This window comes from Rossellomorea vietnamensis NBRC 101237 (genome assembly GCF_001591825.1).
Lineage (GTDB): Bacteria > Bacillota > Bacilli > Bacillales > Bacillaceae_B > Rossellomorea > Rossellomorea vietnamensis.
Map to the genome: position 1 here is coordinate 111751 of NZ_BCVQ01000002.1, position 12271 is coordinate 124021.

Consider the following 12271-nt stretch of genomic DNA (forward strand, 5'->3'; position numbering starts at 1 on the left):
TAATCATTATAAAACTAGTGAGGGTTGGAACCTAAGCTAGCTTAGAATCACCAGCTCCATCATACTCATTGTCATCATACAATTCCTTCGACTCTTCCATATAGTCCTTCTCGCTCATATACTCGCTCCCCCAACCGGAAATTGCCGAGAATATAATCACTGCTACCATGGCGATACAGTAAACGACAAATGGAGCAACTCCGACAGGAGTAAACGTTGGATAGGCACTTTTATCAACCATGTCGCCTATAAAGGCAAATGGAATAAGGACGGCAACGCTATAAGGGAGAAAACCAATGATGGAAGTAGAGCAGGCATCTAGTAAGTTTCCTCGTCGCCATGGGGCAATCCTAAATTTATGGCCCAGTCTGCGTACAAAACTCCCTAACATCACCATGGTCGGCGTACCAGCAGTAGTCAGACAATTAATCAGTAAGGCTAAACATACAATGGTGATTTCAGCCCGCTTGGGAGTAGTAGCGAAGGACTCTGATTTCACCATGAGCCAGTCGATGAAACCGCCTTTTTGAAGGGTCCCGATCATCCCCATTAAGAAAATCGTAAAGACGGCGACACCAACCATGCCGAAGATTCCATCGATGATGATACCACCCGCAGTGAATTCTGCTCGGTTAATAAGTAAAATATCGTTAAATTGGATGAGACCTGAAATGAGTGCAACAATGATTCCAATGGAAGTTGAATAAAGAAGAGCGGTCACTAAATCTTTTCCTTTTATCATCATAAATAGCAGCAATAGTGGAACGGATAACATGATAAGGCCTAACGGATTTAATTCATCAGGTAATTGAACTGTCGTGCTTTCATTCGCTTTTACCATAGCCATTATAATATAGAATCCAATCGTAATGGCTCCTGCGGCAATCGCATAGCGGATCCTGCTTTTAACGACTTTATCAATGGTGGTTCCTTGAGAATAGGCTGACACGATGGTTGTATCTGATATCGGTGCCAGGTTGTCACCGACAAAGGAACCTCCAATGATCGCCCCTACAATCAATAATGGATCAGCTCCGAGCATATAACCAACCGGAAATAGAATGGGGCTGGCAGCGATTAGAGTCCCAACGGCTGTCCCTGTCGACATACTCATGAATGCAGAGATGAGAAACGTGATGAGAGGGAACCAGGCAACGGTAATCCCCATCGTAAGGAATCCCCAAACCAATCCTTCAATAAGTCCGGAAGCACTCAGGAGCTTACCCATAATCCCCGCCAAGAACCATGCCAATAACATTATGGCGAGCATATTCGAACTGATTCCATGAATAAGAGAGTCAATGTACAATTTCTTATTTTTTGCTAATAGTAACCCTAGTAATATACCAAGCAAGATCATCGGCCAAAAGGCTTCCGGCAATGCAGCACCGGTGAACCCCAGCCAAAGAATCCCTACAAACATTGCCGCGAATGGTACTAGTAAAACAGGAACTCCACCATAGAATTGTAAGGTCTCTTCTCTTTTCATTTCCCTCTTCCCCCTTAAGTTAGTTAACCTTTAAATCAGCGTGTACTTCTGCTAAAGCATAAATGGCATTTTTCACTTCAGTAGCTGAGTTGTAAAAGTGAGGAGCGATTCGGATCACGTCATTACGGGCGGATACAATATGTCCCAGTTCCTTCATTCGTTTTTCAGCCTGCCCTGCATTTGGGATGAATAAGGCTGTATTTGATCCTTTCCTTGAAACATCAAGTGGACTTTTTATGGATAAACCAGATTCGTTAGCCGCCTGAATGGCTACTTCCGATAAGGAATGTAGATACGTTTCCACTTCATTCATGTTTAATTGCAGAAGGATAGTTAATGCGGCCTTTGCGGCAAACCCGTTAATCATGGGGAATGTCCCGGAATCGAATCTTCTGGCCCCATCAGCATACGTGCTATTTCGAATATCGAATGCAAAAGGATTTTGCTGCCCAAACCATCCGGTAATGGAAGGGGTTATTGCCTCTGCTAACTCTTTCCGGATATATAAGAACGCGATCCCTGGTATTCCTAACATATATTTCTGTAATCCTGTAGAAAGCATATCGATATCCATGGCTTTGACATCGATAGGAGTTTGTCCGGCGGATTGATAAGCATCTACAAATAGTAGACTCCCATTGTCATGTATGATTTTAGATAATTCAGATAAATCCTGCTTAAATCCGTTATAATAAGAAATATGTGAAGTGGACACGAGGAGAGTTTGATTTGAAATCGCCTTTTCGTAATCTTGTAAGGAGATGGTTCCATCTGCTTTTGCACCTAAATAATTGATTTGGTAACGCTCCTGATGAGATAGCCAGACATGACCAACGGTTGGAAAGTCGAAATCCGTTACGAGCACCTCGTTTCGATTGGCTTGCGGTTTCAGGCTCGCCGCAATGGCTGAAACGGCGTGTGAAACAGAAGAAACAATTGCAATCTCACAAGGCTCCGCATTGATGAGTTGTGCAAATTGACTTCTCGCTTCTTCACAGGCAGTCATCCACATATCCCAGTCCATCCCACTTTGTTCCCATGAGTTCATATACTCGGTCACAGAAGCTTTCACCTCTTGGTGCAGAGCACTTTGAGAACAACTGGATAGTTGACTGTACTGTCGCAAAATCGGAAATTCCTTTCGATACGCTTCATAAAGAGTAGACATGTTGAGATACATCCTTTCAGAGAGAATAGGGGGATTCATTATGGAATTACTTGTCGAAAGTCTTTCACCGTGGTTGGAAAAGCTTCCGTTTGATTGGCAGGACATCGAACCGTTTGGCCAAAGAATGGATTGTGAGAAGCATCATGTCATTTTTAGACAGGAAGAAAAAGCTGATGCCATATACATAGTGAAGAAAGGAAGAGTACGATTATTCTTGACATCAGAGGATGGGAGAGAAAAGGCCCTGACAATCATTGGACAAAATGGCTTACTGGGCGAATGTGGAATCTCTTCTTCAGAAAACTACCTTACTGGCGCCATCACAGCAGCGCCTTCCACCATTTTGAAATATCCCATCCGTCAATTTGAAGAAATGCTTCTAGAGGATAAGAAGAAAATGAAACAATGGATGGAACTGACCAATTTAAAAATGAATATTCTAACCAAATCATCGCTCCAGCTGTCATTTGGTCCCTCACGTAGAAGAATCATTGAATCCTTACTACATTTGGCACTCACATTCGGACGGCAGGATGGTGAGAAGAGCTATATCATTTCCATCACATTTACACACCAGGAGCTGGCAGACCTGGTAGGTACAACGAGAGTAACGGTAGTAAACACCTTAAATAAGCTTATAGACGAGGGCTTCCTTCTGAAGAAAGAAAAGTACTATGAAATTCCTGACATCTATTCGTTGGCAAACCATTCAAAAATCCCTTAATGTCAGTATAGTTTCGAAATGGATGAGAAGCAGTAAAGTATTTTACATTATTAGAATATTTAGATATTTTTTGTTTCAGTGATACACTGGGGAGATTTTTTTGCTTGAGAAGGTTGCCGGTTAGCTAAACAAACGTTTGGTTAGAGTAAATATGCAATCATTTAAAGGAATATATCAAGAGCCGAGTGAATTGACATCCACCGGCTCTTGATTCACTAGTATCTATCCCCGCTATTCAACATCTTGCTGGGACAAGGGACATATCCAATTACCTGATTCTAATGAGCAACTGCCGCAGGCGTGTGGAACACGTCCTTAAAGAACACATCATTATCGGAAAAGGGATTAAGACTCAAATGCTGACATATGCCCCAAGTATCAGAAAGCCATGGAATACGGTCACAAAAAAAAGCTGCAGATTAAGGAGTCCCTTTCTCTGCAGGCATTTAAAACATCATTTATTCTAAATCAAGCGATGTATCTTTTTTGAATACTTTCAAGAGGATCAGGTAGACAATTCCAATCCCGAGCCAGATGAAGCCCAGCTGTTTGGAAAGGGGATCAAGTGAGAACCATACATAACCGATGATGATAAAACCGATCAGCGGAAGGACCAGGTGTTTAAAGTACTGCTTGCTCTTTTGCTTTTTAATAAAATAAATGACCACAGAAGCATGAAGGAACAAGAATGCCGATAATGCCCCGAAGTTGACCACTGATGCCAAGGCACCGATTTGTGATGCGAAGAATGCTGTGACAAGTAGTGAGACAACTGCCACAAGTAGGGTGCTGACATAAGGTGTCTTGAATTTCGGGTGTACTTTTGACAAGACTTTTGGCAGCTTGCGGTCTCGGGCCATGCTGTACAGGATTCGTGATATGGCTGCCTGTGCAACGAGGGCGTCGGCAATTCCCCAGGCAACTGCGGTTGCGATGATTGTCATCCACTTCAACCAAGGGCCGCCGGCGATTTCTGCAATCTGATAGAATGCCACATCCGCGTTTTCGAAGCTTGTGTAATCGGGCCAGATCAATGCAGCTACCCAAGTCTGAATGATGAACAGGACTCCAACGACAAGTAAAGAGAAAATGATGGCCCTACCAATGGCTTTACTTCCACCTTTTGATTCTTCGGCCAGTGTTGAAATCGCATCAAATCCTAAGAAGCTAAGGACAGCGATGGATACTGCACCCATTACTGTACTCATGCTGAAATGATCAGCGTCATACAAAGGTTTCCAAGTGAACTCAGCTCCGTTCACTCCCTTCGTGATGGCAAAAATACCGACAGCTACGAATATCACTAAAACAATGAGTTCCGCGACAACAATGATTTTGTTCGCCTTCGCGGTGAACTCGATTCCCAATACGTTGACGACTGTATTGATCGCGATGAAAATCACCAGCCAAACGAGTAATGGAATGGTTGGAACAATATCATGCAGTGCCGCGGCACTGACTAGATAAAGAAGGGCGGGTACGAAAATGTAATCGAGCAAAATAAGCCAGCCGGCAATAAAACCGACAGAATCATTGATGCCCCGCTGTGCATAGGCATAGACGGATCCTGCGATCGGAAAGGCCTCGGACATTCTGGCATAGCTTAGTGCGGTGAAGATCATCCCGACCATCCCGATGAGGTAGGCGAGAGCCACCATCCCGTTGGAACCCTGGGCCACTGCGCCATAAATTCCGAACGGAGCGATCGGCACCATAAATACCAGTCCATAAATCAGTAAATCCCAGAATGTCAGGGATCTTTTTAACTCCTGTTTATAACCCATATTGGACTGGGGTTGATTCGTTTGGAGTTCAGCCATGGATTATACCACCTCTTTCTTGAAGAGTTGGATGTTGTAAGCTTCGAGGATCGACCGTGGCACAAAGAATCGTGCCGTTTTCAGCGGGTCCACGATCTGGCTGATTTGTGCCTGGCCCGCTGCACTCATCAGCATGGTGAACTCACCTAAAGACAGATCTGTCTGGGGCTGCAGCAAATCAATCATTTCCTCAACAGCTACATTAGCGGCTTCGTCTAACAGTTCTTTGGAAACGAGAGTGGCTACACCTTCTTCGTTTTCCAAAATGGGATAATGTATGGTGTGACCTTTGATGACTTCAAGGGTAACCTTTACCTTTGCGGGGATTTCAATGCCCGACACGCTGACTTCTCCATCTCCCATTGCCGCATGCAGATCTCCCAGGGCGAAAAGTGCACCAGGATGGAAGACAGGGAAGTAAAGGGTTGCTCCTGTTGTAATCAGCTTTGTATCCATATTTCCGCCATGGGCTCCAGGAGTGCCATTATTGACAGCTTCACCCTCTGGAGCTACTCCAATCACGCCAATCATAGGGTTTAACGGCAGCGCGATTTTGTCATTAAAAATCGCTTTATCATCCTCTACAGGAATGATCTTTACTTCGAACTTCTCCAAGCGATGCCCCATGACACCAAGCTCCGGTCCCACCACCATGACACCCTGGTTACTTAATTCGATATCATCGATCGTCACTTTTAAAATGTCCCCAGGCTGTGCTCCCTCGACATAAACGGGCCCTGTTGCAGGGTTGATTTGATTCCAGTCGATCGCGTTAAAAGTCGTTCGCTCGGACTGAATTTGATCTTGGAAGCAGTCGAAAGTCTCAATCTCGACCTGTGTTCCGGACTTCACCGTCAGTGCTGGTGTATTGTTTTTATCCATGGCATAAACAAATGCTTGCGTCGATAACTGTGCCGTCATGTTTGTCCCTCCTGAATTTAATTTTATATATTCTGAATAATTAAAATGTTACACCTTTTCAGCTGAGGTTGTTTGCACAATTTCAATCTGTTTTTGCACAAATTTATCTAAATTTTATCACCAGCGTATGTAGAACGAATGTGAGAGCGACCGTTACGGGTACGACCATATACACCTCTGTTATCGTCAAATTGATGACAATTCCTGCTATACTCATCAACCCGATTGTAAGTGAAAAGTGCTTTAGGGAGAATGTCCCCTTCAGAACAATATAAAAAAATGGGATAGACGCCGAGGCAAAGAAGGACATAAAGTAAGGAAGCCATGTTTCAAAGGAGCCCGCCAAGAGAATGCCTGCCAATCCCAGAAGCACGATCATCAACAGTCCAAACAAATAGCCTGTTTTTAATTTTCGATACGATGATGCATGAGTGTGTTGTAGAAACAGACTGACGATTGAGTAGAGGGAATGCCCGGTGCCGACTGCGAGCATGGAAATGCCCGTATAGATGAAAATAGGAGCTATGATGGTATTGGACTGAATCATGTACTCCAGCAGTAGCAGTTGGATGGAGCCTGATGGTTTAGTTTGAGAAAGCAGGTACACGGTCAAAGCTGTATAGGACAGCAATAAGGCGGTCCAGGAAAAGGAAGAATACTTTAATGCAGATAAACGGTGATGGGGCTTGATTGTTTTAACCGATTCCCAGAAATAAATACTTGTGAAGGTTTGGCCCGCCATCACAAATAGGAACGTAAAAAAGTAAGAACCGTTCTCCAACATGCTTCCGCTGAAAATCCCTTGGAAGTGTGTCATGAACCGCTCGTAAACCGCTTCTGTTCCAGTCCTCAAGTAGAGCGTTAGGACGGTGAAGGAAATGGTGAATAGCACCCCGATTAGAATCAGGCTGCCGACTCGTGTGATGCCCATTTTTCCGCCTAAGCCAAATAATACATAACTAAAGATCAGAAATAAAAACACACCCAAATAGGAGGGCTGATGAAAAAAATCCCGGAACAGAATGATCATCAACGAAGTCTGGATCAGGATGCTCCCCATACTGGAAAAACCAAATATCAAAAATGTGGCAGCCTTTATTTTACCGGGAGAATGAAACGGGTCATGAAGAATGACCTCCATCTTATCCGGGCTGAATACCCATTTCCGTACTAATAAATAGAGGATAAGAGAGGAGCCGGTGAAAATGAAGAAGCTTGACAATCCACCTTTTGCTGTAAGAATCAAAGGGAAAAGAACGGTCGCCCCAGTCATATATTGAATCACCAAAGAGTATGTTCCACCGGCTAAGCCGACTTCTTTTTCGGGATTGGTGAATTCATGGACACTGCGATATCTGCCGATCTTGTCGATGAGAAGGATGATGAGTGTAAAAGCAATGAATAGTAGGACATACCAATCAATCATCAGAGGTCTCCTTAAATTGGCTCGGAGTGATGCCTTCCATTTTCTTGAATGAATTGCTGAAATGATGCTGACTGGAAAAACCGACCATTTCAGCGATGTTGAACAGACTCCAATCCGGGTTTTCGAGCATCAGCTGCTTCGCTTTCTGAATCCGGAAATGATTGAGGTAATCTGTGAATTTTATGCCAAGGGTCTCAGTGAACTTTTTGCTTAAATAAGTAGGGGTCACATACACCTTTGTCGCCAGGTCGGATAGCTGAAGCTTCTGATTGTAATCTTCGCGGACGATCTCCAGTACTTTGTTGATCAGGGCGGATTTCGTCTCAGTGAACGTGTTTTTTTGTAAAAAATCCTCCATCACCTTGAACAGTTCTTTTTCAATCACCGGTTTAACGAGGTAATCCAACACATTCAGGTGGATTGCCTGTTTCGCATAGCTGAAGTCTTGATAAGCCGTAATAAGTACGACTTCGGTGTCTATACCATGTGCTCTCAAGTATTCACAAAAGTCCAATCCGGAATCCCCGGGCAATTGGATATCGACAAAAGCAAGCGGGAAAGAGTATTGTTCCACCAGCTGCTTTGCTTCAACGGCATCCTCTGCCGTGAATATGTTCCAGTTCGGATATTGTTTTTTTACCAAATACGTGAGCTGTTCAAGCTCTAGTGGTTCATCATCGATTATTAATAGATTCATTGTGATTCCCCCGGTGAATATGGCCAAATGGCTTTCACTTCTGTCCAGCCTGGCTTTCGTTTTATTGAGACTTCTGTGTGTAGTTCAAATAGTAATTCAAGCCTTTTGCGGATATTCTCCAACCCTGTTCCATCCCCGTTCGTTATGAGGGGCTCATTTTCACTGTTTCCGTTGTCTAACACCTTTAAGATGACCCAGTTTCCTTCCCGATGCAATTCAATTTTCAACCGCTTTTCACCACGTTTCTTTTCAATGCCGTGCTTAAAGGCATTTTCAACGAATGTCTGCAGGGTGTAGGGAGGAAGATGTGTTGGCAGTGCCCGTTCATCAATCATCATCTCCACTTCGAGCTTCTTGCCAAAACGCATCTGTTGGATAGCCAAGTAATTCTTTGTATGTTCCAATTCACTTTCAAAAGGAATTAGAGACCCCTTCTCCCTGTTCTGATACCTCAGGAAGAGGGAGAACTTCTCCATTGATTGGATGAGATCTTCATTCCTGTTCAGCCTGGCAAGAGACATCATCGCATTCAAACTGTTAAAAAGAAAATGCGGGCGGATCTGCTGGCTGAGCTGCAGGTATTCCATTTGATGCAGCTGAGTCTGAAGCTGGATCTGTTTATTCTCCATCTGCAAGTAATCAAACTCTTTTTCAAGCAGCTTAATAATACTAAGGATGACCAGTGCAATGATTGGAATCAGCAGACATAGGAAAATAACGATAGAGAAAAAGGCAGAAGTACTTATCATAATAGATTCATCCTGACTGTCTATTTTTCTATTTATCTTACTCCTTTTTTGTAGGGTGGTACACCCCTTGAGGTTTAGTCACATGGAAGCGTACCTACTCTACCAATGGGTAAATAGAACCAGGAAAAATGAAGGGTGTTGGAATATTTTGTCGAAGTAAAGTAAGGAACCACATTTAAAAAATCACTTCTAAAGGGGAAATAGAATGTCATTTCTACTATTTTTGTTGAAATTACCGCTTAATATCCTTAAGTACACCTTCCTTACATGTTGGTGGATCATAAAAATTCCATATATTATTTTGGGATGGATTTTGAGCAGGATTTATATTGGGGTTACGTTCTTCTTCCCCACGAGTGGAGAGTAGGTGAACAACATGTTAAGTTTATTCACTCTATTGTTTATTATATCGGCATTCTTACTAATAATAGGAATTATCAAGCCAAAGTGGGCCATTATTTGGTTAACAGAAGAGCAAAGAAATAGAAAAAGAGTAATAAAATATTTTGGTTTGTCATCTTTAAGTCTTATGTTGATCCTTCTAAATTTATTGTTCAGTTGGATTATGTTTTACATAGTAATAGTGGTTATATTAATGATCTTTGCATTAATATCTCTATTAATTGGATTGGTTAAACCAAGTAACATAGTTATAGTAGGAAAAAGAAGTAGAGGACGCATTCTATTACAATATGGTGTTATAATATTTGTTTTGTTTATATTCCTAATATCAGTAGCAAATATAATAATGGCTAATGAAGAAGTAGATGAGAGAATAATTTTTGGGGAATATCAAGGTGATCGTAAGGACGGTCAGAGGCAGGGGTTAGGAAAATTAGGGAACAACTCAACCTCTTATGAAGGTGAATGGCAAAATGATAAAAGAAATGGGAAAGGAATTGAATATACAGATTTTGGATTTATTAAGATGAAATATAATGGTGAGTGGAAAAACAATCAGGAAAACGGTCAAGGGAAAATGACTATGAAAGTTCTTTGGATGGACATGGTATATGAAGGTGAATGGAAGGACGGAAAAAGAGAAGGAAAGGGAAAGTACATGGACCGAGGTGGAAATATCTATGAAGGTAACTGGGTAAATGATGCTCCAAAAGGTACAGGAAAGTTCACTCTAACTAATGGAGAAACCTATGAGGGGGAATTGAATGACTGGAAGAGAAATGGTTTTGGTAAGGCAATCAGTGGTAGTGGAGAAGTTCTTGAAGGGAATTGGTTCAATGATGAACTAGAAGATAGTGATTCTAATAGGAAAGAGGAGTGAATCATCATCCAGATATCGTCTATCCCTTTTTAAAACTTGTTTTCTATATGTTGCAGCATGTCTACTACTAGATAAAGCCTCGGTTAAATGGGGACGGTTCCAATTTGACTTTTTGCATTAATCTGGAAAAACGCACTCTCTAACAGAGAAGAGTAATCTTTAATAGTTTTTATTTTTCGGTATGAGTATTGCATTAGGAATGAGCAACTTGAGCGGACTTTTGAGCTACCAAGTGCGGATAATAGAGCCACTGAATGCATCACAAAGAGCCACTATCTCGAATACGTATTAAAACATTAAAACAGCCATCGAAATTAGGTACTTCGATGGCTGTGTGAGTTATTTAAAGCTCTTTCCTTCTAGCTGGTCTTCAATAATTCTAACAGCTTGTCTGACAAGATCCTCTTTGTCTAAATCTTCCTCTTCATCAGCTTCCAAACAGAGGGGCAGAAGGAGTTCTACAATCTGCTCCAGTACCTCATCAGGAAAAATCGATGACAGAAATACGTTGCTATACGGTTTTCCACTTCAATTGGAATAATGAAGATCCCACCAATCCATGGCGTTCAGGCATTGAAATTTCTCCATCGACTATAATGTGATAAGAATTATGAATAATTTGAACAAGAATCGCATCAGCTACTTGAGCTTGTCCTAATTTCGCGTGCCATCCTTCTGGAGAAAACTACGATCAGAATATGGTAGAGGCATTTTTAAGCCTTGACTCAATGACCTCTAATATAAGCATCACTCGTTCTTCTGGGAGTACTGTTAATAACCACTCCTCTACTTTTCGGTATTTTTGAATCAACTTCCGAAAGCTTTGGTCTGCTTCGAACTTGGCCACTTCCAGCTCATCTAATATTTTAGGGAGACGAATATATAACATTGTAAAACTGACGACGTGCTTGAACACCCAACATTTGCGATGTTTTTTCCTGAAGCGCCCATAAGGATAATGTTATGGTGTCGTTCAATATAATATCCTGTTGCTAGATCTAATATGAGTTGCTTATTCAGTTTTCGATCTGGATTATATTCGATATCTTCACTGGCAGCTGCTGGTTCATTCAATGATGCCTGTTTAATCGGACGTTCTAATTTATTTGAGCGTCTGCAATAAATGGGGACGGTTTGGTTTAATATGGAAAAACAAATAGCTGACTAGAAATGGTGATTTTTCACAGTTTCCATTTTTGGTACGGTTATGCCAACAAATTGGTCCATCTACGCCAAAGAGATATAAATGAAAACAGGCGTCTTTTTTCTCTTTGTTTCCTGATTTTTATAAGAAACTAAAAAACAGTTTATTAAAAATATTGTGAAAATTTAAAAATAATTCTGTTAATATCATAAAATTATGTTATTATTGTAAATAATTAGAATGCGAAATACATAATATTAAGATAAAACTTCCAAGACAGGCAGGTGATTTTATGCAAGAGGTATGTCAAAAGATTAGAGAACTTAGAAAACAATCTAATTTGACGTTGAAACAGATGAGTGAAAAAACAGATCTATCCGTAAGTTTCCTTTCTCAAATTGAAAGGGGTTCCTCTTCTTTAGCTATATCTTCTCTTAAAAAAATTGCAGAAGCATTTGAAATCAATATTTCTTACTTCTTTGATGATCGCAGCAATAACACCTACGTAACGAAAAAGGAAGACCAGTCACAGTTTAAAATAGAGGGCCTCCAGACTCTCTACACACAACTAAACGGTAACTTTGCCCAGCGATCCTTGGCTCCCTATATCCTGACATTAGCACCCAACCAAAAAGGAAAAAAAACATTTAAATATGCAGGTGAAGAATTCTACTACGTATTAAAGGGGGTGGTCATTTTTAATATTGATGGTAAGTCCTACACGATTGCAGAAGGTGATTCCATCCATTTCCCATCTAGTCTCGATCACTATGGAGAAAATCCTTTGAATGAAGAGAGTGTTCTGCTAGGAGTAATCACCCCGGTAGTTCTATAGATTAATAGAAGGGAGG

11 protein-coding genes are annotated in these 12271 nt (G+C 41.5%); 3 read left to right on the top strand and 8 right to left on the bottom strand.

What is annotated here, in order from left to right; all coding sequences use genetic code 11:
* Positions 1–31: 31 nt before the first annotated feature.
* Complete coding sequence (locus tag BVI01S_RS01700) at positions 32–1489, bottom strand: Na+/H+ antiporter NhaC family protein (protein WP_061808983.1); 1458 nt, start codon at positions 1487–1489, stop codon at positions 32–34.
* Between the two features lie 19 nt (positions 1490–1508).
* Positions 1509–2657: an aminotransferase class V-fold PLP-dependent enzyme gene (locus BVI01S_RS01705; RefSeq protein ID WP_061808984.1), complete on the bottom strand. Its 1149-nt coding sequence runs from the start codon at positions 2655–2657 to the stop codon at positions 1509–1511.
* 40 nt (positions 2658–2697) lie between these two features.
* Between BVI01S_RS01705 and BVI01S_RS01710 the strand changes: the two genes are divergently transcribed.
* Entirely contained in the window at positions 2698–3381 is a 684-nt protein-coding gene (locus tag BVI01S_RS01710; protein WP_061808985.1) for a Crp/Fnr family transcriptional regulator, read from the top strand.
* Between the two features lie 458 nt (positions 3382–3839).
* Here the strand turns inward: BVI01S_RS01710 and BVI01S_RS01715 are convergent, their stop codons facing one another.
* The 5 genes from BVI01S_RS01715 to BVI01S_RS01735 form a co-directional block, all read right to left on the bottom strand.
* The gene (locus tag BVI01S_RS01715; protein ID WP_061808986.1) at positions 3840–5201 is read right to left on the bottom strand and encodes an APC family permease; all 1362 of its coding nucleotides are present in this window, start codon (positions 5199–5201) and stop codon (positions 3840–3842) included.
* Positions 5202–5204: 3 nt separating this feature from the next.
* On the bottom strand, positions 5205–6122 hold the full coding sequence (locus BVI01S_RS01720; RefSeq protein ID WP_061808987.1) for an acetamidase/formamidase family protein: 918 nt from the start codon (positions 6120–6122) through the stop codon (positions 5205–5207).
* 103 nt (positions 6123–6225) lie between these two features.
* Positions 6226–7548, bottom strand: coding sequence for a hypothetical protein (locus BVI01S_RS01725; RefSeq protein WP_061808988.1), 1323 nt, complete (start codon positions 7546–7548; stop codon positions 6226–6228).
* Positions 7541–8245, bottom strand: a complete 705-nt coding sequence (locus BVI01S_RS01730; RefSeq protein WP_061808989.1) for a response regulator transcription factor — start codon at positions 8243–8245, stop codon at positions 7541–7543. Before BVI01S_RS01730 ends, BVI01S_RS01725 begins: the two co-directional genes overlap by 8 nt.
* Positions 8242–8994, bottom strand: coding sequence for a sensor histidine kinase (locus tag BVI01S_RS01735; RefSeq protein WP_061808990.1), 753 nt, complete (start codon positions 8992–8994; stop codon positions 8242–8244). The genes BVI01S_RS01730 and BVI01S_RS01735 overlap by 4 nt, the downstream gene beginning before the upstream one ends.
* A 376-nt stretch (positions 8995–9370) precedes the next feature.
* On the opposite strand from BVI01S_RS01735, the gene BVI01S_RS01740 reads away from it, so the two are divergent.
* Positions 9371–10276, top strand: a complete 906-nt coding sequence (locus tag BVI01S_RS01740; protein WP_061808991.1) for an MORN repeat-containing protein — start codon at positions 9371–9373, stop codon at positions 10274–10276.
* 858 nt (positions 10277–11134) lie between these two features.
* Here BVI01S_RS01740 and BVI01S_RS22830 read toward each other — a convergent pair.
* Complete coding sequence (locus tag BVI01S_RS22830) at positions 11135–11350, bottom strand: ATP-binding protein (protein WP_244886829.1); 216 nt, start codon at positions 11348–11350, stop codon at positions 11135–11137.
* Positions 11351–11712: 362 nt separating this feature from the next.
* Between BVI01S_RS22830 and BVI01S_RS01750 the strand changes: the two genes are divergently transcribed.
* Positions 11713–12255: a helix-turn-helix domain-containing protein gene (locus tag BVI01S_RS01750; RefSeq protein ID WP_061808993.1), complete on the top strand. Its 543-nt coding sequence runs from the start codon at positions 11713–11715 to the stop codon at positions 12253–12255.
* The last annotated feature ends 16 nt before the right edge of the window (positions 12256–12271 follow it).

Coding starts and splice junctions, on each gene's coding strand:
- BVI01S_RS01700 (WP_061808983.1), bottom strand. CDS start 1,489: ATGAAAAGAGAAGAGACCTTACAATTCTATGGTGGAGTTCCTGTTTTA.
- BVI01S_RS01705 (WP_061808984.1), bottom strand. CDS start 2,657: ATGTCTACTCTTTATGAAGCGTATCGAAAGGAATTTCCGATTTTGCGA.
- BVI01S_RS01710 (WP_061808985.1), top strand. CDS start 2,698: ATGGAATTACTTGTCGAAAGTCTTTCACCGTGGTTGGAAAAGCTTCCG.
- BVI01S_RS01715 (WP_061808986.1), bottom strand. CDS start 5,201: ATGGCTGAACTCCAAACGAATCAACCCCAGTCCAATATGGGTTATAAA.
- BVI01S_RS01720 (WP_061808987.1), bottom strand. CDS start 6,122: ATGACGGCACAGTTATCGACGCAAGCATTTGTTTATGCCATGGATAAA.
- BVI01S_RS01725 (WP_061808988.1), bottom strand. CDS start 7,548: ATGATTGATTGGTATGTCCTACTATTCATTGCTTTTACACTCATCATC.
- BVI01S_RS01730 (WP_061808989.1), bottom strand. CDS start 8,245: ATGAATCTATTAATAATCGATGATGAACCACTAGAGCTTGAACAGCTC.
- BVI01S_RS01735 (WP_061808990.1), bottom strand. CDS start 8,994: ATGATAAGTACTTCTGCCTTTTTCTCTATCGTTATTTTCCTATGTCTG.
- BVI01S_RS01740 (WP_061808991.1), top strand. CDS start 9,371: ATGTTAAGTTTATTCACTCTATTGTTTATTATATCGGCATTCTTACTA.
- BVI01S_RS01750 (WP_061808993.1), top strand. CDS start 11,713: ATGCAAGAGGTATGTCAAAAGATTAGAGAACTTAGAAAACAATCTAAT.